The following is a 17,892-nucleotide window of genomic DNA, read 5'->3' on the forward strand; positions in this document are numbered from 1 at the left end:
GCCTTTTTTATTCTTTCTCGATGTCCGATGTGCCTTTGAAGTCATCCGGATACTTCTCGAACAGCTGGGCAATAAATGATTGCGCGGCTTGTGTTCCCAGTGTCTTGACCAGCAGGTCGATGCTGATCAATGCCAATTCCTCCGGGCTGCCCGGACTGTAAGAGCTATGGCCTTGTGGCCAGTGGGCCTTGATGTCGGCTGAGATGCTTACGGTCGTCATGATGGGCTCGGAAGGTTGCGGGACTGGAGTCTTGAGTTAACCACTTTGTCCGATGTTTGGCACTGCGACTTAGGCATGAGCGCAAGGCTATGCGACACTTGGTCGTCTTCGAAATAACCAGGGGCCTGAGCTGTGCAGATCGATTTGAATTCCCCCGACGGCCTGACGCTGGACGCCGTGCGTCTGATGCTGGCTTCGGCCAGTGACGATGAGCACACCCAGTTGCGCGTGACCAAGGGCGGCATTGCGTATATCTCTTCGGGTGTCACCGGTGGCCAGGCTATCGATGGCTTGTCGTTTCGCCTGGAGACCTGGGCAAAGGGTTCGGGTTATGTGGGCAACGTTGCGGCCAGTGATGAGGTCTGGGTGATGCAGATCTTCAACGCGCTCAAGGACAACTGGCCGAATCCGGCCTTTGACTACATTGATGTCTACTGAGCACTGGTCATATTCAGTGACGATTGTATAAAGAAGGATCGGGCGTTGCTGAGGCAAACTTGCCGTTTTTCTGATCGTGGGGCAGGGGGGTGGCGCAGGTCATGAAACCAAACGCTGTATTGGCGGTCGCACGATGTTCGCTCAACTATTGAAAAAAGGAGGCTTCATGCCTTGGAAGCTCGCGTCACTGGGTACTTTGATGGCGGTTGCCATGCTGGCTGGCTGCACTAGCACGTCCAGCGAGTCGCAGAAGGATCCCGTGGCGACCGAAACCGGTCACAGTCGTTGCGAGGCAACCGCTGCAGAGTTCGCCGTCGGCAAAAAGGCTTCGCCGGAATTGCTGGATCAGGCGCGCAAAAAGGCCGGCGCGCAGAATGCCCGGTTCCTCAAGCCTGACGACATGATCACCCTTGAGTACCGGTCTGATCGGCTGAATCTCAATACCGACAACAATCTGGTGGTCACCCGGGCCAGCTGTGGCTGAGTTGTACAGACTTTTGTCGCGCGCATAAAAAACCCCGTCACATGGACGGGGTTTTTTTAGTGCGCCGAGAAATTACTCTGGGCGAACTTGTGCAGCTTGCATACCCTTTTGGCCTTTCTCAGCCACGAAGGAAACGGTCTGGCCTTCTTTCAGGCTTTTGAAACCGTCGGATTCGATAGCTTTGAAGTGTACGAACAGGTCGTCACCGCCACCTTGAGGAGTGATGAAGCCGAAGCCTTTTTCATCGTTGAACCATTTAACGGTGCCGGTTTGGCGATTAGACATGGTGTATCTCCAAGAAACATATATTTTCAGTAGTACTGTGCTGCTCAGGCCAACTGGGCACACCGGGGTATCATAGTCGAAATGTTCGCTTTGGTAGCCCCCCGGACGTGCTGTTTGCTTTCATATTGCAGACGCTTCGACAGTTTGAATGTCTGTAACCCCCGGTTTCAGAGGCTTTCAGCCAATTCGGCGGGGTGTAAAAAAAGCTATAAAACCTGCATAAAATATCGGATTCAGGGGCATTCCGGCCGTTTTTTGCTCGTTGAATGCCCGTAAATCCGCCCGACAGGGTCTATTTCTGCACTCGGCAAACCGAGATTTCCTTCAGTGCGCGCTGACCCAGCTCACCGCTCGGCGGGGTGTTCTTGTCCATCAGCTGAGAGATTTCCTGTGTGGTGAATTTCTTCTCCAGGACATCAGCGCCACAGGTGCAGTGTTGTTTGGCTACGGTCGGGTTGACGCTTTGGCTGGCCGCTTTTGTGCAGTCGTTCATGTATTGCTCTTTGACGCCTTTCGGCCAGGCAGCCTGCGCGCTCAGCGGCAACAGCAGAACTAAAGGGACGACTGCGGCGAATAGGGTGTTCAGACGCATGCGAGGATGCTCCTTGTGGGTCGATGTCTTGTTATCTGATGGCTGAGTGGCCGATCAAGTTCATCACTCTGGCATAAAACTGACGATTTGCCTGCCGGTAAACCAGAGTGCGTGTGTGACCGTTCATCTGTGCTAGCATGGCCGACTCGGGCGTTCGCAGGCTCCGGATGACCTTCAGTCCCGGCAGCGGCGGCGTACGAATACTCTGATTTGAATCCCAGTCACTCTGGTTCGGTTTTCCGGTTGGCCGCAAGGCTCCTGCCGCTGTAAGGCAGGCGTTCGTCATTGAATGGCCTGGATCGGATCTTGTACTGGCTCATCCCAACCCACGTGACCTTTGGTAGGGGTCACCACTAGGAGAGGAGGCGCCATGCCAACTATTACTCTTCCCGACGGCAGTCAACGTTCATTCGATCACCCGGTTTCCGTAGCCGAGGTCGCCGCATCTATCGGTGCAGGCCTGGCCAAGGCCACCCTGGCCGGCAAGGTGAACGGCAAGCTGGTCGACGCTAGCGACATCATTGACAGCGACGCAACGCTGCAAATCATCACGCCAAAGGATGAAGAGGGGCTGGAGATCATTCGCCACTCTTGCGCCCACCTGGTTGGCCATGCGGTCAAGCAGCTGTACCCGACGGCAAAAATGGTCATCGGCCCGGTCATCGACGAAGGCTTCTATTACGACATCGCCTTCGAGCGTCCTTTTACTCCGGACGACATGACTGCCATCGAACAGCGCATGCAACAGCTGATCGATACCGAATACGACGTCATCAAGAAAGTCACTCCGCGCGCCGAAGTGATCGAAGTGTTCAAGGCCCGTGGCGAAGACTACAAGCTGCGCCTGGTCGAGGACATGCCGAACGAGCAGGCCATGGGCCTGTACTATCACGAAGAATATGTCGACATGTGCCGCGGTCCGCACGTGCCGAACACTCGCTTCCTGAAATCCTTCAAGTTGACCAAGCTGTCCGGTGCCTACTGGCGCGGTGATGCCAAGAACGAGCAATTGCAGCGCGTTTACGGCACCGCATGGGCTGACAAGAAGCAGTTGGCAGCGTACATCCAGCGAATCGAAGAAGCTGAAAAGCGCGATCACCGCAAGATCGGCAAGCGTCTGGGCCTGTTCCACACCCAGGAAGAAGCGCCGGGCATGGTGTTCTGGCACCCGAATGGCTGGACGCTGTACCAGGTACTCGAGCAGTACATGCGCAAGGTGCAGCGCGACAACGGCTATCTCGAGATCAAGACGCCGCAAGTCGTTGACCGTAGCCTGTGGGAAAAGTCCGGGCACTGGGCCAACTACGCCGACAACATGTTCACCACCGAGTCGGAAAGCCGCGACTACGCGATCAAGCCGATGAACTGCCCTTGCCACGTGCAAGTATTCAACCAGGGTCTGAAGAGCTACCGCGAACTACCGATGCGTCTGGCCGAGTTCGGTGCCTGTCACCGTAACGAGCCGTCGGGTGCGCTGCACGGCATCATGCGCGTGCGTGCATTCACTCAGGACGATGCCCACATTTTCTGCACCGAAGAGCAGATGCAGGCCGAATCCGCCGCGTTCATCAAGCTGACCATGGATGTTTACCGCGACTTCGGTTTCACCGACGTCGAGATGAAACTGTCCACTCGTCCGGAAAAACGCGTTGGTTCCGACGAGCTGTGGGATCGCGCCGAAGCGGCTTTGGCCGCGGCCCTTGATAGCGCGGGCCTTCCGTACGATCTGCAGCCGGGTGAAGGCGCTTTCTATGGTCCGAAGATTGAATTCTCGCTGAAAGATTGCCTCGGTCGCGTGTGGCAATGTGGTACTTTGCAGCTCGATTTCAACCTGCCAGTGCGTCTCGGTGCCGAATACGTCTCCGAAGACAACAGCCGCAAGCATCCGGTCATGTTGCACCGTGCGATTCTCGGTTCGTTCGAGCGTTTCGTCGGGATTCTGATCGAGCACTACGAAGGTGCATTCCCTGCGTGGCTGGCGCCAACCCAGGCAGTGATCATGAATATCACTGATAAACAGGCAGATTTTGTTGCTCAGGTCGAAAAAACTCTCAACGAAAGCGGGTTTCGTGCCAAGTCTGACTTGAGAAATGAAAAGATCGGCTTTAAAATCCGCGAGCATACTTTGCTCAAGGTTCCATATCTCTTGGTTATTGGGGATAAGGAAGTCGAGATGCAGACTGTCGCTGTGCGTACTCGTGAAGGTGCTGACCTGGGCTCGATGCCCGTCGCCCAGTTCGCTGAGTTTCTCGCGCAAGCGGTTTCCCGGCGTGGTCGCCCAGATTCGGAGTAATTATTATTAAGCGTGAAATGAGACAAGATAAACGAACTGCACCGAAAGCCCCGATCAACGAGAATATCTCGGCACGCGAGGTTCGGTTAATTGGCGCTGACGGCGAGCAGATTGGCATCGTCTCGATTGATGAAGCGCTTCGTATCGCTGAAGAAGCAAAGCTTGATCTGGTAGAAATCTCTGCAGACGCAGTCCCACCGGTTTGCCGTGTGATGGACTACGGCAAATCGATCTTCGAAAAGAAGAAGCAGATTGCTGCGGCGAAGAAGAACCAGAAGCAGATTCAGGTAAAAGAAATCAAGTTTCGTCCAGGGACGGAGGAAGGGGATTACCAGGTAAAACTGCGCAACCTGGTACGTTTCCTGAGTGACGGGGACAGGGCCAAGGTATCCTTGCGATTCCGCGGCCGTGAGATGGCCCACCAGGAGCTGGGGATGGAACTCCTCAAGCGGGTTGAACAAGACCTGCTCGAGTACGGTTCGGTCGAACAGCATCCTAAGATGGAAGGACGCCAGCTGATCATGGTCATCGCCCCGAAAAAGAAGAAGTAATCAACAGGGCACGGCAGGCCTTCTGATTATGTTTATCAACTGAATGCGGAGTATCCGAACATGCCAAAGATGAAAACCAAAAGTGGTGCTGCTAAGCGGTTTCTGAAAACTGCTAACGGTATCAAGCACAAGCACGCTTTCAAGAGCCACATCCTGACCAAAATGTCGACCAAGCGTAAGCGTCAACTGCGCGGTAGCAGCTTGCTGCATCCGTCTGACGTGGCAAAAGTCGAGCGCATGCTGCGCCTTCGTTAATTTTTGGATCAAGAATAGAGGAAGTAACTCATGGCTCGTGTAAAGCGTGGCGTCATTGCCCGTAAACGTCACAAAAAAATTCTGAAACTTGCTAAAGGCTACTACGGCGCTCGCTCGCGCGTATTCCGTGTTGCCAAGCAAGCGGTAATCAAGGCAGGCCAATACGCCTACCGTGACCGTCGTCAGAAAAAACGTCAGTTCCGCGCTCTGTGGATCGCTCGTATCAACGCTGGTGCTCGTGTTAACGGTCTGTCCTACAGCCGTTTCATCGCTGGCCTGAAAAAAGCGTCCATCGAGATCGACCGTAAGGTTCTGGCTGATCTGGCAGTGAACGAAAAAGCGGTGTTTGCCGCGATTGTCGAGAAAGCTAAAGCCACCTTGGCTTAAGTACCCCCGACAGTCACCCGGCCTCACCTCTGTGGGGTCAGGTGGTAAACGTCATAAATAGGGGAAGAGCCTTCAAGCTCTTCCCCTATTTTGTATCTGGAGTCTGTACATGGAAAACCTGGATGCGCTGGTCTCTCAAGCACTAGAGGCTGTGCAAAGCGCTGAAGATATCAATGCCCTGGAGCAAATCCGGGTTCAATACCTTGGCAAAAAGGGTGAATTGACTCAGGTGATGAAGACCCTGGGGAATTTGCCGGCAGAGGAGCGTCCGCAGGTCGGCGCCCTGATCAACGTTGCCAAGGAACGTGTCACAGGCGTTCTCAATGCGCGCATGGCGCTGTTTGAAGAGGCCGAACTGGCTGCCAAACTGTCCGCCGAATCCATTGACGTAACCCTGCCGGGCCGCGGTCAGACCTCCGGTGGTCTGCATCCGGTAACCCGGACTCTGGAACGTATCGAGCAGTTCTTCACCCGCATCGGCTACGGCATTGCCGAAGGCCCTGAGGTCGAAGACGACTATCACAACTTCGAGGCGCTCAACATCCCAGGCCATCACCCGGCCCGGTCGATGCACGACACCTTCTATTTCAACGCGAACATGCTGTTGCGCACCCATACCTCACCGGTACAGGTCCGCACCATGGAATCGCAGCAGCCGCCGATCCGCATCGTCTGCCCAGGCCGTGTGTATCGCAGCGACTCCGATATCACTCACTCGCCGATGTTCCACCAGGTCGAAGGCCTGCTGGTCGATCGCGACATCAATTTCGCCGACCTGAAAGGGACTATCGAAGAGTTCCTGCGGGTGTTCTTCGAAAAAGAACTGGCGGTGCGTTTCCGTCCTTCCTACTTCCCGTTCACCGAGCCATCCGCTGAAGTCGACATGGAATGCGTGATGTGCAGCGGTAAAGGCTGCCGCGTCTGCAAGCAGACCGGTTGGCTGGAAGTGATGGGCTGCGGCATGGTTCACCCGAATGTGCTGCGCATGTCCGGGATCGACCCGGAAGAGTTCTCGGGCTTTGCCTTCGGCATGGGCGTCGAGCGTCTGGCCATGCTGCGTTACGGCGTGAACGACTTGCGTCTGTTCTTCGACAACGACTTGCGGTTCCTCGCGCAATTTCGCTAGTCGTAACGAATTCTTAGGAGAGCAGGATGAAATTCAGTGAACAATGGCTGCGTGGCTGGGTCAGCCCGCAGGTAAATCGCGACGAGCTGGTTGCCCGTCTGTCGATGGCCGGTCTTGAGGTCGATAGCGTTACGCCGGCCGCCGGTGCATTCAGTGGTGTAGTGGTGGGTGAGGTTCTGAGTACCGAACAACACCCTGACGCCGACAAGCTGCGTGTGTGCCAGGTCAGCAATGGCACGGAAACCTTCCAGGTCGTGTGCGGTGCGCCAAACGTGCGTCCGGGCCTGAAGATTCCGTTCGCCATGATCGGTGCCGAGCTGCCGGGTGACTTCAAGATCAAGAAAGCCAAGCTGCGTGGCGTCGAGTCCAACGGCATGCTGTGCTCGCAAACCGAGCTGCAGGTCGGTGAAGGCAATGACGGTCTGATGGAGCTGCCGGCCGATGCGCCGGTGGGCGAAGATTTCCGTGTTTACCTGGATCTGGAAGACGCCAGCATCGAGGTTGACCTGACTCCGAACCGCGGCGACTGCCTGTCCCTGGCGGGTCTGGCGCGTGAAGTGGGTGCGTTGTACGACGCTCCGGTCACTCGTCCGGTGGTGATGACTGTTCCTGCGGTGCACGACGAAGTGCGTTCGGTAGAAGTGCTGGCGCCTGCTGCGTGCCCGCGTTACCTGGGTCGTGTCATCCGCAACGTTGATTTGTCCAGGCCTACGCCGCTGTGGATGGTGGAGCGCCTGCGTCGCGCCGAAGTCCGCAGCATCGACGCCGCGGTCGACATCACCAACTACGTGATGCTTGAGCTGGGCCAGCCGCTGCACGCTTTCGACCTCGCTGAAATCAATGGCGGCATTCGTGTGCGCATGGCGGAAGAGGGCGAGAAGCTCGTTCTGCTCGATGGTCAGGAAGTCAGCCTGCGTAGCGATACGCTGGTGATCGCCGACCACACTCGCGCTCTGGCCATTGCCGGTGTGATGGGTGGCGAGCACAGCGGTGTATCCGCGACCACTCGCGACGTGTTCCTTGAAAGTGCATTCTTCGACCAGATCGCGGTGGCGGGCAAGGCTCGCTCTTATGGTCTGCACACTGATGCTTCGCACCGCTACGAGCGTGGCGTGGACTGGCAACTGGCCCGTGAAGCCATGGAGCGCGCCACTGGCCTGCTGCTGGAAATCACCGGTGGCGAAGCCGGCCCGATCATCGAGACCGTCAGCGAGCACCACTTGCCGTCGATCGCGCCGATCACTCTGCGTGCTCAGCGCATCACCCAGATGCTGGGCATGGAAATGGATTCGGCCGAAGTCGAGCGTCTGCTCAACGCTTTGGGCCTGAAGATTTCCACTGACGGGGCAGGGCAGTGGCGCGTAGAAGTGCCGAGCCATCGCTTCGATATCAGCCTGGAAGTCGATCTGATCGAAGAGTTGGCGCGTCTGTACGGTTACAACCGTCTGCCGGTTCGTTACCCGCAAGCTCGTCTGGCGCCGCAAGCCAAGGCTGAAGCGCGCAGCGATCTGCCGGAGTTGCGTCGTCTGTTGGTCGCTCGTGGTTATCAGGAAGCGATCACCTATAGCTTCATTGATCCAAAGCAATTCGAGCTGTTCAATCCAGGTGTCGAGCCGCTGCTGCTGGCGAACCCGATCTCCAATGACATGGCCGCCATGCGTTCTTCGCTGTGGCCGGGTCTGGTCAAGGCGCTGCAGCACAACCTGAATCGTCAGCAGGATCGCGTCCGTCTGTTCGAGAGCGGTCTGCGCTTCGTCGGTCAGCTGGAAGGCCTGAAGCAAGAGCCGATGCTGGCCGGTGTTGTCTGCGGTAGCCGTCTGCCGGAAGGCTGGGCGCAAGGTCGCGATACCGTCGACTTCTTCGACGTCAAGGCTGACGTGGAAGCGGTGCTGGGTTTTGCCGGTGCGCTGGATTCGTTCACTTTCACTCCGGGCAAACACCCGGCGCTGCACCCTGGTCAAACCGCGCGCATCGAGCGTGAAGGGCGTGAAGTCGGCTTTATCGGCGCGATTCACCCTGAACTGTCGAAATCCTTGGGTCTCGACCGTCCGGTCTTCGTCTTCGAGCTGGTTCTGGCTGAAGTAGCGTTGGGTAAAATGCCGAAATTCCACGAGTTGTCGCGCTTTCCTGAAGTGCGTCGTGACCTGGCACTGATTGCGCACAAAGACGTTGCGGCCTCGGCTGTACTGGACGTAATTCGTGAAAATGCAGGCGAATGGCTCACGGATCTCAGGCTGTTTGACGTGTATCAGGGTAAAGGTATTGATCCTGATAGAAAAAGCCTTGCAGTCGGCTTGACCTGGCAGCATCCATCGCGCACTCTTAATGACGATGAGGTGAATTCGACGACGCAAAATATCCTCACCTCGCTCGAACAAAGGTTGAACGCCACGTTAAGGAAGTGACGTATGGGGGCTTTGACGAAAGCTGAGATGGCGGAACGTCTGTATGAAGAGCTGGGCCTGAACAAGCGGGAAGCCAAGGAATTGGTCGAACTGTTTTTCGAGGAAATCAGGCACGCTCTTGAAGACAACGAGCAGGTCAAATTGTCGGGTTTCGGCAATTTCGACCTTCGGGACAAGCGCCAGCGGCCTGGCCGCAACCCGAAAACGGGGGAAGAAATCCCGATCACGGCTCGCCGTGTGGTCACCTTTCGTCCAGGGCAGAAGTTGAAGGCCCGAGTTGAGGCTTATGCTGGAACCAAGTCATAACGACGAACTACCCGTCATCCCGGGCAAACGCTACTTCACCATTGGTGAAGTCAGCGAGCTGTGTGCGGTAAAGCCGCACGTGCTGCGCTACTGGGAGCAGGAGTTTCCTCAGCTCAACCCCGTCAAACGCCGCGGAAACCGCCGGTATTATCAGCGCCAGGACGTGCTGATGATCCGGCAGATCCGCGCGCTCCTTTACGATCAAGGGTTCACCATCGGCGGTGCGCGTCTGCGCCTGTCCGGTGATGAAGCCAAAGACGATACAACCCAATACAAGCAAATGATCCGCCAGATGATCGCCGAGCTCGAAGATGTTCTGGTGGTCCTCAAGAAATAATTTCCTGCTTTTAAATACTTCCAGTTTTCAAAAGCTTGCGATATATTCTTGAGCGTTCTTCGAGATGGAGAACGAGTTTCAAACCTAGTCGGGGCGTAGCGCAGTCCGGTAGCGCACTAGCATGGGGTGCTAGGGGTCGAGTGTTCGAATCACTCCGTCCCGACCATATAATTCAATGACTTAGCCCAACTTTAGCGAGTTGGGCTTTTTCATGTGCGTGGCATTTACGGGACTTCTTTTCGCCTTTGTTCCACAGTTGGTTGTTCATTTTCTTTATCGCCCACAGCTGCTAATCAGAATCGCCTGAAACGACCTAATCGGAAAATCAGAGTGTGCCGGCAAAACTTGGAGGCAGTGAAAGTCATGGAGCACAAGAACCATCCTTTGACGTTCCTCAAGCGCTTTCGCTATCTGATACTAACTTTGATGGTTGCAGCGGCTCTGGTGAATGCCTTTGTGCGCTACACGGGAGAATGGAGCCTTTTCTGGCTGTCCTTGGCGATGCAGGCGTGGTTTATGCAAGCCGTCTTTGCTTACCTGCGGGACGGTTGGGTGGCCATCGGGCCGGGTGGTTTAGCTAAAGATGCCAACCCGGTTGGCAGGGCGATATTGGCGGCAACAGCGTTTGGATTGTATTTGCTGATGTTCGGTTACGACGGCCATGATCGTGAAGGCTCTATTTACGAGCGGCGCCCCTCGGACTGGACCATGCCGACTCGCGAGGAAATCGGCCGGTCTTCCGAGCGCAAGTGATTCATGCTGTTGTAGATTATCCCAGGTTCTGTTGACTGTCTTGGTGTTCATCTTAATGGAGCGTCGCAGCTCTGCGACTTTCTCCAATCCTGATCCTGTCGAGCGCTCGATTTAGCGCATCCAGAGCGTCAAGGAGTGCCTTGGCCTCGGACTCGCGTCCATCGCCCCAAAGACGTTCCGCCATGTTGTTCAGGGCCTGGATCGAGCGCTCTATCTCGGCAGCGGTTGCTGCCGTTTTACTTTGCGGCTGATTCTTTTGCATCGCTCACCTGGCTCCATTCAATTCCAAACCGTCCCAGATACTTTCTCAATCGGTCCGCATCATTAGGTTGTGCCTTCGCCTGGCGCGATACGCCGAACAACCGTCTGCCGGCATCCGACAAGCTATCTGACTCTCTACACACTGCCAGTACGGCCTTCAATTGCAGTCGGTCAAACAGGTCCATGCCTTCGGCGTCTCCTGGCAAATCTTCCGTCATTCCTCCTGGTTGCTGCAGTCCCCAGGCGTAACGAAGTCGATCAATTTCTTCCTGTACCTGCGCTTCATCGATTCGTCCGCTGTCGGCCAGTGTTGCCATGCGTGTGATCGAGGCTGAAAGTTCGCGAAAGTTGCCAAGCCATGCCGCTTCGCGTGAGCTGGCAAAGGCCAGATAGCGCCTGCGTGCTTCGAGGTTGAAGCGTACCAGTTGGCCGTGTTCGCGCGCGTGACGCTCAAGTTCGAAGTCGATGTTCGGTTCGATGTCCTCGCGCCGACCCGCCAGGCCTGGCAGATCGAACGTCCAGAGGTTGATTCGTGCGTAGAGATCCTCCCGAAACAAGCCCTCAGCGACGCGGCTACGAAGGTCGCGGTGGGTGCCGGCGATAATCAGGAAGTCGCTGTCGATTTCCTTGTCCGAGCCGAGCGGGAAGAAGCGCTTCTCCTCAATGGCCTTGAGCAGCATGGCTTGTTCGTCTGCGCCCAGTTCGCCGATTTCATCGAGAAACAACATGCCACCGTCGGCGGCGCGCAACAGGCCGTCGCGGGCATTTTGCGCGCCGGTGAAGGCGCCTTTGACGTGGCCGAACAGCGCGGACATCGCGCCGTCGCCGCGCAGGGTGGCGCAGTTCACTTCAACGAAACGCCCCTGCATCTGGTGGCGGCCGCGCTTGAGCTCATAGATCCGTCGGGCGAGGAAGGATTTGCCGGCCCCGGTCGGGCCGATCAGCAACATTGGCGCTTTCGAGCGCACGGCGACGCGTTCAATCTGTTCGATGGAGCGGTTGAACGCGGTGTTGCGTGTGGCGATGCCGGATTTAAGAAACTCGAGGCCTTCCAGGCGTTTGTTGGTAAAGCGAGTGGCAATGCGATCGTAGCGCGACAAATCCAGATCGATCAGCGCGTGAGTACCATTGGCCGGCTCATCTTCACTCTTGCGACGGGCAGGGGAGGTCTGGATCAGTCGTGCCGGCAGGTAGCGCGCTTCGGTCAGCAGGAACCAGCAGATCTGCGCAACGTGGGTGCCGGTGGTGATGTGGACCAGATAGTCCTCACGCTCGGTGTTGAAGGTGTATTCGGTGGTGAAGTCGTGCAGCGCACCATAAACCTCTTCGAAATCCCACGGGTTGCGTAGCGCCATCGGGTGCAGGCAGACCTCGGTTTCAGGCGATACCTGGCGAATGTCTTGGCTAATCCGCTCGGCAAGGCTGGCGTCCCGGGCGTCTGTGCCGTGAATCAATTCCAGTCGATGGATCAGCACATCCGGCTGCTGGCACAGGCCTACGCTCGGGCGCCAATGGTTCCAGCGACTGGCGCCTTTGCCCACGCGATCGAGGGTTGCTCCGATGAAACCGATGGCAACAGTGCGCTTGTTTTGCATGGCTATCTCAAAAGATAAACGACGATACCCAATGATAGTGTTCGGCGTATCGATTTGTCGTGTTTAACGTTCATAGATCGACTCAATAAAAATAAAACCTATATAAATCAATTATTTAAATATTAGAAAATAGATTTTTTCAAAACTGGCACGGCGGCTGCAATATCTCTCGCAACGAACAGGACAACACAGCGAGACGCCACGATGGCCAATTTGAACCTCTTCAACACACAATCGAACAACCTGCCGGCGTGCGATACCGTGAATGCTTCGGGAGCTCCAGCTTATGCCTATACGCCCAAGCATCAACTGGCCCAGTTGGCAGTGACCGGTTGTCTGAACCAGACCTTTTACGCAACGGCGCAAAACCAGCTGGATCAAGTGTTGAAGCTGGTGGCTGAACTGGACAGCCGCTTTGTGGCCAAAGCTGCGATATACGCCCGCCAAAAAGGCCATATGAAAGACATGCCGGCCTTGTTGCTGGCGGCGCTGGCCGCCCAGCGTTCGGTATTGGTACCGGAGGTGTTCGGGGAGATCGTGGACAGTGGCAAGATGCTGCGCAACTTCGTACAGATCCTGCGCAGTGGTGCCACGGGGCGCAAATCCCTCGGCTCGCAGCCCAAGCGACTGGTTCAGGACTGGTTGAACAGCGCGACCGAGCGGCAACTGTTGCAAGCGTCGATCGGTAATCAGCCCTCGCTGGCGGATGTGGTGAAAATGGTTCACCCCAAACCGTCCGAAGCCTGGCGCGATGCGTTCTTCGCCTGGCTGATCGGCAAACCGGTGGACGCACAAACGCTGCCGGAACTGACTCGTGATCTGCTGGCGTTTCGCAGCGGTGCAAGTGATCGAGTACCCGAGGTGCCTTTTCAATTGCTCGGCAACGAAACCCTGAGCAAGGAACAGTGGGCTGCTCAAGCGCAAAACATGGGCTGGCAGGGGCTTCGCATCAACCTCAACACCCTGGCGCGCCATGGTGCCTTTGAAGTGCCGGGTTGCACCGAGTACGTGGCCGGACGGTTGGCTGATCCCGAAGCAGTCGCCAAGGCGCGGGTGTATCCGTACCAGTTGCTGACGGCGTACCGAATGGTCGGTGATGACGTTCCGGCGCCGATACGTGAGGCGCTGCAAGATGCACTTGAGTTGTCGTTGGCCAATGTGCCGAAGCTTGAAGGCGCGGTGGTGGTCTGCCCGGACGTCTCCGGGTCGATGGGCAGCCCGCTGACCGGTTACCGACAGGGTGCGACCACAGCAGTTCGCTGCATCGATGTGGCGGCGTTGATCGCGGCAGCGGTGTTGCGCAAACAGCCGGCCGCGCGAGTGATGCCGTTCGAGGTCGACGTGGTGGATATCACGCTCAACCCGCGGGACAGTGTAATCAGCAATGCCGAAAAGCTTGCGGGCATATTCGGTGGCGGAACCTGCTGCTCGGCGCCGCTGAAGAAGCTGGCAGACCGCAGGGCCAAGGTCGACACGCTGATCATGGTGTCGGACAACGAATCCTGGATCGATGCGCGACGTCGAGGAGCGAGCGAAACGATGCTGCAATGGGAGCGGATAAAGCGGCTCAACCCGCAGGCGCGCCTGATCTGCGTCGACCTGCAACCGGGTTGGGCTACACCGGCAGCGGATCGCGATGACATCCTGAATGTCGGCGGTTTCAGTGACGCGGTGTTTGATGTGATCGAGCAATTCACTGCCGGCCGGTACGGCCCGCAGCACTGGGTCGAAGCGATCGAACGTATGGAATGAAGCTGAATAATTGATTTGTCACGGGCACTGAATGCCGGTGGGACTACATCCAAGACGTCTCATCAAACCCTTGTCAGTGCGCGTGACGGCACGAATGCCGATGGCTGTACATCTGAGGCCGGCTCACCCCGGTGCGCGGCGACGCGCAACAGTCATCAACCTTTGTCGTGCCACCTTTTTCGAATTTGCCCGGCGAATGCCGGTGGAACTACAGGACAGCGTGGGCACGGGTTCGAATCCCGTCGGCCGAAAGGTCGTAGCTCAGCGGTAGAGCGCGCTGCATGTTCCACCCGACCTTGTCTCCGAAGGCTGTGTAAAGGCGCCGAATCATCGGCCAGACAATAAAGAATCGAGATGATGAAAGAACACACGTACCAACTGCTGGAAGTTGCCAACGGCAAGCCGATCAAACTCTGGACCGAAGGCGTCCCGGTGGAAAACGAAGCCCGCGAGCAATTGATGAACACGGCGAAGATGCCATTCATCTTCAAGCATCTCGCCGTGATGCCGGATGTGCATCTGGGCAAGGGCTCGACCATCGGCAGCGTGATTCCCACCGTGGGCGCGATCATTCCGGCGGCGGTCGGTGTTGATATTGGCTGCGGCATGATTGCCGCGCGCACCTCACTGACGGCGGCCGATCTACCGGACAATCTGCACGGTCTGCGCAGCGCGATCGAACAGGCGGTGCCTCATGGCCGCAGTTCGACCCGGTCGCAGCGGGACAAGGGGGCCTGGGGCGAGATCCCGAAGGAGGCTGATCAGGCGTGGGCGGCGCTGCATCCACGGTTCAAGGCAATCACCGACAAGTACCCGAAACTGGCCAACACCAACAATCGCGGACATTTGGGAACACTGGGCAGCGGTAACCATTTCATCGAAGTGTGCCTGGATGAGGCTAACCGGGTCTGGTTCATGTTGCACAGCGGCTCGCGCGGTGTCGGCAACGCCATTGGCAACCTGTTCATCCAGATGGCCCAGGCGGATATGCGTCAGCACATTGCCAATCTGCCGGATCGTGACCTGGCCTACTTCGAAGAAGGCAGCCGGCACTTTGATGATTACGTGGAAGCGGTGGGCTGGGCCCAGGACTTCGCCAGGCAGAACCGCGCGTTGATGATGCAGGCCGTGATTCAGGCCACGCGACAGATCATTCGCAAGCCGTTCGAGGTAGCGCTGGAAGCGGTGAACTGCCATCACAACTACGTGCAGAAAGAGCGGCATTTCGGTGAAGACATTCTGGTCACCCGAAAAGGCGCGGTATCGGCGAAGAAGGGTGAGTTGGGGATCATTCCCGGTTCCATGGGCGCCAAGAGCTTCATTGTTCGCGGCTTGGGCAACGAGGAATCGTTTTGCTCCTGCAGCCACGGTGCCGGTCGGACCATGAGTCGTACCCGAGCGAAAAATACCTTCACGGTCGAGGATCAGATTCGTGCCACTGCGCACGTTGAATGCCGCAAGGATGCTGCAGTGATCGATGAAATTCCGATGGCCTACAAGGACATCGACAAAGTCATGCACGCCCAGCGTGAGCTGGTGGAAGTGCTGCATACCTTGCGTCAGGTGGTGTGCGTCAAGGGATAGCGCGTGCCGCAAGGCACGCTGGAACAAGGATTGAAGGACATGAAATTCGAAGAACGTCACCCGCTGTGCAGCGCCATGCGCGCCCGGGTGCTTGAAGAGCTGGCGCGCATAGAGCGCGAGCGTAATGTCACGGTGTTGTATGCCTGTGAATCGGGCAGTCGGGCCTGGGGATTTGCCTCGACCGACAGCGATTACGACGTGCGCTTCGTTTATGTGGAGAAACCCGAGTGGTTCGTCCAGGTCGATGCACCGCGGGACGTGATCGAGCGGCCGCTGGATGACGAACTCGATGTGAGTGGCTGGGAGCTGCGCAAAACCCTCGGGCTGTTGCGAAAGTCCAATCCGACCTTGTTGGAGTGGCTCGACTCACCGCTGGTGTACCGCAGCGAAACCACAGCGGTTTCGCAACTGCGGGCGCTCGCCGAGGCGTTCTACAGCCCACCGGCCGCGCGCAATCACTACCTGTCGATGGCGAAGAAGAACTTCCGTGGTTATTTGCAGGGCGACAGCGTGAGGTTCAAGAAGTACTTCTACGTATTGCGACCGCTGCTGGCCGTGCGCTGGATCGATCAAGGACGTGGCCGGCCACCGATGACGTTCGCAGACCTGCTGAGCACTGTCGATGACCGGGTGTTGCTCGAAGAGGTCGACGAGCTGCTGGCGCTCAAACGCAATGCCGATGAGAGCGCCTACGGTCCTCGTCGTCCGGCGTTGCATGACTTCATCGCACGGGAACTCGAGCGCGAAGTGCCGACATTGGCCAGAACCCGGGAGGACTCCAGTCAGCTCGATCAATACCTCAGAGAAACCGTCGGGTTGTACGCATAAGGAAGAAAATGAAACAGGACGTGATTGAACTGGACGGCGCGATCGGCGGTGGCCAGGTGCTGCGCAGTGCGTTGAGCCTGTCGATGGTGACAGGGCGGCCATTTTGCATTGAGCGGATTCGTGCCAAACGCAGTCGTCCAGGCTTGTTACGACAGCACCTGACCGCCGTGATGGCGGCGGCGCAGGTCTGTGGTGCAAGGACTCAAGGCGCAGAATTGGGTTCGCAGGCACTGAGCTTCGAGCCCGGGCCGATTCGCGGCGGCGAATACCGCTTTGCCATTGGTACCGCCGGCAGTTGCACACTGGTGTTGCAGACGTTGCTGCCTGCGTTGTTGCGGGCACCGCAAGCCAGTCGGGTATGGATCAGCGGTGGCACCCATAATCCGTTGGCGCCACCTGCTGATTTCCTTACTCGAAGCTGGTTACCGTTGTTGCGCCGCATGGGTGCCGAGGTCGATCTGAAGCTGCTTCGTCATGGATTCGTTCCTGCGGGTGGCGGCGAAATCGAAGCCACGGTGCAGCCGTCGAAACTGTCAGCGTTGCACGTGTGCGATCGCGGCTCGGCGCTTTCGCAAAAGGCGTTTGTGCTGACGGCAGGGCTCGCATCGGACATCGCCAGACGTGAGCTTGACCGTGTGGCCCGGCGTTTGAATATGCCGCCAGCGGCGATGAATGCCATCAGCCTTGATCCGGATTGCGGGCCGGGTAACGTGTTGTTGCTGGAGTATGCGTTTGAGCACGTCACGGAAGTATTCAGCGCGTTTGGCCAGGCTTCAATGCGCGCAGAGGCCGTTGCGGACGTTGCGATCAATCAGGCAGACGCCTGGTTGCGCAGTGGCGCAGCGGTGGCCGAGCATCTCGCCGATCAACTGTTGTTGCCGATGGCGCTGGCCGGATCGGGCTCGTTTACGACCCCCGGGATGACCGAGCATTTGCACAGCAACATCGCCGTGATCGGGCGTTTTTTGCCAGTCTCCATCGAGTGTCGGGAAGAAACCGTTGATCGGTTGAGGATCGAAGTCAGCACACGGGACCAATAGGCGGCAAACTGCTGGCCCCCGAATCTCTCCGGCACCGGCAAACTCGCCTTTTTTCAAAAGGTTAGGCTGGCCCTATGCGGACGACTGTCATCACCGTTGCAACGCTTTCCCTGGCTCTGTTTGCGCTGAGTGCCCAAGGGAGGGAACTGAGCAAGAGCCATCGTTTTGCTTGTACCTGGGGTTCGGACATCGCGGCCGGCGCGCAGCAATCGAAGCTGGCGGGGATTTCCCTTTATGGCGCCCGCAAGCGCTTGCAGGTGCGCAAGTTTCAGCAGCCGTGGATGCGCATGACCGCGATGGGCATCACGGAGCAAACCTACAACAGTACCTCGCGTCTCAAGCCCGCAGCCGTCAAGCAGACCTATTACGAACAGTGCGTGAGACATGAACTGGCTCAGCG

At 57.4% G+C, this 17,892-nt stretch carries 21 protein-coding genes and 1 tRNA gene; 17 read left to right on the top strand and 5 right to left on the bottom strand.

Annotated features, from left to right (window positions below; all coding sequences use genetic code 11):
- Positions 1-7: 7 nt before the first annotated feature.
- The gene (locus M5B98_RS27895; protein ID WP_085712027.1) at positions 8-220 is read right to left on the bottom strand and encodes a hypothetical protein; all 213 of its coding nucleotides are present in this window, start codon (positions 218-220) and stop codon (positions 8-10) included.
- Positions 221-352: 132 nt separating this feature from the next.
- Here M5B98_RS27895 and M5B98_RS27900 point away from each other — a divergent pair, with 132 nt between their 5' ends.
- Positions 353-658 carry a hypothetical protein gene (locus M5B98_RS27900; RefSeq protein ID WP_248744619.1) on the top strand — a complete coding sequence of 102 codons (306 nt, stop codon included), beginning with the start codon at positions 353-355 and terminating at the stop codon, positions 656-658.
- 166 nt (positions 659-824) lie between these two features.
- Positions 825-1,142 carry an I78 family peptidase inhibitor gene (locus M5B98_RS27905; RefSeq protein WP_248744620.1) on the top strand — a complete coding sequence of 106 codons (318 nt, stop codon included), beginning with the start codon at positions 825-827 and terminating at the stop codon, positions 1,140-1,142.
- A gap of 72 nt (positions 1,143-1,214) precedes the next feature.
- Here the strand turns inward: M5B98_RS27905 and M5B98_RS27910 are convergent, their stop codons facing one another.
- Positions 1,215-1,427: a cold-shock protein gene (locus M5B98_RS27910; RefSeq protein ID WP_003179963.1), complete on the bottom strand. Its 213-nt coding sequence runs from the start codon at positions 1,425-1,427 to the stop codon at positions 1,215-1,217.
- A 292-nt stretch (positions 1,428-1,719) separates the two neighbouring features.
- Positions 1,720-2,019 carry a hypothetical protein gene (locus tag M5B98_RS27915; protein WP_085712030.1) on the bottom strand — a complete coding sequence of 100 codons (300 nt, stop codon included), beginning with the start codon at positions 2,017-2,019 and terminating at the stop codon, positions 1,720-1,722.
- A gap of 370 nt (positions 2,020-2,389) precedes the next feature.
- Here M5B98_RS27915 and thrS point away from each other — a divergent pair, with 370 nt between their 5' ends.
- From thrS to M5B98_RS27965, 10 genes are all read left to right on the top strand, one after another.
- Positions 2,390-4,312, top strand: a complete 1,923-nt coding sequence (gene thrS / locus M5B98_RS27920; protein WP_085689202.1) for a threonine--tRNA ligase — start codon at positions 2,390-2,392, stop codon at positions 4,310-4,312.
- On the top strand, positions 4,312-4,863 hold the full coding sequence (gene infC / locus M5B98_RS27925) for a translation initiation factor IF-3 (protein ID WP_170929631.1): 552 nt from the start codon (positions 4,312-4,314) through the stop codon (positions 4,861-4,863). Before thrS ends, infC begins: the two co-directional genes overlap by 1 nt.
- A gap of 60 nt (positions 4,864-4,923) precedes the next feature.
- A complete protein-coding gene (gene rpmI, locus M5B98_RS27930; RefSeq protein ID WP_002553160.1) occupies positions 4,924-5,118 on the top strand; it encodes a 50S ribosomal protein L35 in 195 nt (64 codons plus the stop codon).
- A 30-nt stretch (positions 5,119-5,148) separates the two neighbouring features.
- Positions 5,149-5,505, top strand: a complete 357-nt coding sequence (gene rplT, locus M5B98_RS27935) for a 50S ribosomal protein L20 (protein WP_007913489.1) — start codon at positions 5,149-5,151, stop codon at positions 5,503-5,505.
- Positions 5,506-5,614: 109 nt separating this feature from the next.
- Positions 5,615-6,631 (top strand): phenylalanine--tRNA ligase subunit alpha, encoded by a 1,017-nt coding sequence (gene pheS / locus M5B98_RS27940; RefSeq protein WP_085712031.1) that lies wholly within the window; start codon positions 5,615-5,617, stop codon positions 6,629-6,631.
- 26 nt (positions 6,632-6,657) lie between these two features.
- Entirely contained in the window at positions 6,658-9,036 is a 2,379-nt protein-coding gene (gene pheT / locus M5B98_RS27945; protein WP_248744621.1) for a phenylalanine--tRNA ligase subunit beta, read from the top strand.
- A 3-nt stretch (positions 9,037-9,039) separates the two neighbouring features.
- Entirely contained in the window at positions 9,040-9,342 is a 303-nt protein-coding gene (ihfA, locus tag M5B98_RS27950; RefSeq protein ID WP_002553164.1) for an integration host factor subunit alpha, read from the top strand.
- Entirely contained in the window at positions 9,323-9,679 is a 357-nt protein-coding gene (locus M5B98_RS27955; protein ID WP_003179985.1) for a MerR family transcriptional regulator, read from the top strand. Before ihfA ends, M5B98_RS27955 begins: the two co-directional genes overlap by 20 nt.
- Before the next feature lie 89 nt (positions 9,680-9,768).
- Positions 9,769-9,845, top strand: a tRNA-Pro gene (locus M5B98_RS27960).
- A gap of 197 nt (positions 9,846-10,042) precedes the next feature.
- A complete protein-coding gene (locus M5B98_RS27965) occupies positions 10,043-10,432 on the top strand; it encodes a hypothetical protein (protein WP_248744622.1) in 390 nt (129 codons plus the stop codon).
- Between the two features lie 52 nt (positions 10,433-10,484).
- Here the strand turns inward: M5B98_RS27965 and M5B98_RS27970 are convergent, their stop codons facing one another.
- The gene (locus tag M5B98_RS27970; protein WP_248744623.1) at positions 10,485-10,694 is read right to left on the bottom strand and encodes a hypothetical protein; all 210 of its coding nucleotides are present in this window, start codon (positions 10,692-10,694) and stop codon (positions 10,485-10,487) included.
- Positions 10,669-12,288 carry an RNA repair transcriptional activator RtcR gene (gene rtcR / locus M5B98_RS27975; RefSeq protein ID WP_248744624.1) on the bottom strand — a complete coding sequence of 540 codons (1,620 nt, stop codon included), beginning with the start codon at positions 12,286-12,288 and terminating at the stop codon, positions 10,669-10,671. Before rtcR ends, M5B98_RS27970 begins: the two co-directional genes overlap by 26 nt.
- Positions 12,289-12,492: 204 nt before the next feature.
- Between rtcR and M5B98_RS27980 the strand changes: the two genes are divergently transcribed.
- From M5B98_RS27980 to M5B98_RS28000, 5 genes are all read left to right on the top strand, one after another.
- Positions 12,493-14,040 carry an RNA-binding protein gene (locus M5B98_RS27980; RefSeq protein ID WP_248744625.1) on the top strand — a complete coding sequence of 516 codons (1,548 nt, stop codon included), beginning with the start codon at positions 12,493-12,495 and terminating at the stop codon, positions 14,038-14,040.
- A 357-nt stretch (positions 14,041-14,397) separates the two neighbouring features.
- Entirely contained in the window at positions 14,398-15,624 is a 1,227-nt protein-coding gene (locus M5B98_RS27985) for an RtcB family protein (protein ID WP_248744626.1), read from the top strand.
- A gap of 39 nt (positions 15,625-15,663) precedes the next feature.
- Positions 15,664-16,452, top strand: coding sequence for a nucleotidyltransferase domain-containing protein (locus tag M5B98_RS27990; RefSeq protein WP_248744627.1), 789 nt, complete (start codon positions 15,664-15,666; stop codon positions 16,450-16,452).
- Positions 16,453-16,460: 8 nt separating this feature from the next.
- Positions 16,461-17,492, top strand: coding sequence for an RNA 3'-terminal phosphate cyclase (rtcA, locus tag M5B98_RS27995; protein WP_248744628.1), 1,032 nt, complete (start codon positions 16,461-16,463; stop codon positions 17,490-17,492).
- A gap of 74 nt (positions 17,493-17,566) precedes the next feature.
- Positions 17,567-17,892 (top strand): hypothetical protein (locus tag M5B98_RS28000; protein WP_248744629.1); only part of this gene is annotated, 326 nt, incomplete at its 3' end.

This window comes from Pseudomonas sp. MWU12-3088 (assembly GCF_023242405.1).
Taxonomy (GTDB): Bacteria; Pseudomonadota; Gammaproteobacteria; order Pseudomonadales; family Pseudomonadaceae; genus Aquipseudomonas; species Aquipseudomonas kribbensis.

Excerpts from the sequence above, each read along its gene's own strand:
- M5B98_RS27895 (WP_085712027.1), bottom strand. The coding sequence starts at position 220 with ATGACGACCGTAAGCATCTCAGCCGACATCAAGGCCCACTGGCCACAA.
- M5B98_RS27905 (WP_248744620.1), top strand. The coding sequence starts at position 825 with ATGCCTTGGAAGCTCGCGTCACTGGGTACTTTGATGGCGGTTGCCATG.
- M5B98_RS27910 (WP_003179963.1), bottom strand. The coding sequence starts at position 1,427 with ATGTCTAATCGCCAAACCGGCACCGTTAAATGGTTCAACGATGAAAAA.
- M5B98_RS27915 (WP_085712030.1), bottom strand. The coding sequence starts at position 2,019 with ATGCGTCTGAACACCCTATTCGCCGCAGTCGTCCCTTTAGTTCTGCTG.
- thrS (WP_085689202.1), top strand. The coding sequence starts at position 2,390 with ATGCCAACTATTACTCTTCCCGACGGCAGTCAACGTTCATTCGATCAC.
- rpmI (WP_002553160.1), top strand. The coding sequence starts at position 4,924 with ATGCCAAAGATGAAAACCAAAAGTGGTGCTGCTAAGCGGTTTCTGAAA.
- rplT (WP_007913489.1), top strand. The coding sequence starts at position 5,149 with ATGGCTCGTGTAAAGCGTGGCGTCATTGCCCGTAAACGTCACAAAAAA.
- pheS (WP_085712031.1), top strand. The coding sequence starts at position 5,615 with ATGGAAAACCTGGATGCGCTGGTCTCTCAAGCACTAGAGGCTGTGCAA.
- pheT (WP_248744621.1), top strand. The coding sequence starts at position 6,658 with ATGAAATTCAGTGAACAATGGCTGCGTGGCTGGGTCAGCCCGCAGGTA.
- ihfA (WP_002553164.1), top strand. The coding sequence starts at position 9,040 with ATGGGGGCTTTGACGAAAGCTGAGATGGCGGAACGTCTGTATGAAGAG.
- M5B98_RS27955 (WP_003179985.1), top strand. The coding sequence starts at position 9,323 with ATGCTGGAACCAAGTCATAACGACGAACTACCCGTCATCCCGGGCAAA.
- M5B98_RS27965 (WP_248744622.1), top strand. The coding sequence starts at position 10,043 with ATGGAGCACAAGAACCATCCTTTGACGTTCCTCAAGCGCTTTCGCTAT.
- M5B98_RS27970 (WP_248744623.1), bottom strand. The coding sequence starts at position 10,694 with ATGCAAAAGAATCAGCCGCAAAGTAAAACGGCAGCAACCGCTGCCGAG.
- rtcR (WP_248744624.1), bottom strand. The coding sequence starts at position 12,288 with ATGCAAAACAAGCGCACTGTTGCCATCGGTTTCATCGGAGCAACCCTC.
- M5B98_RS27980 (WP_248744625.1), top strand. The coding sequence starts at position 12,493 with ATGGCCAATTTGAACCTCTTCAACACACAATCGAACAACCTGCCGGCG.
- M5B98_RS27985 (WP_248744626.1), top strand. The coding sequence starts at position 14,398 with ATGAAAGAACACACGTACCAACTGCTGGAAGTTGCCAACGGCAAGCCG.
- M5B98_RS27990 (WP_248744627.1), top strand. The coding sequence starts at position 15,664 with ATGAAATTCGAAGAACGTCACCCGCTGTGCAGCGCCATGCGCGCCCGG.
- rtcA (WP_248744628.1), top strand. The coding sequence starts at position 16,461 with ATGAAACAGGACGTGATTGAACTGGACGGCGCGATCGGCGGTGGCCAG.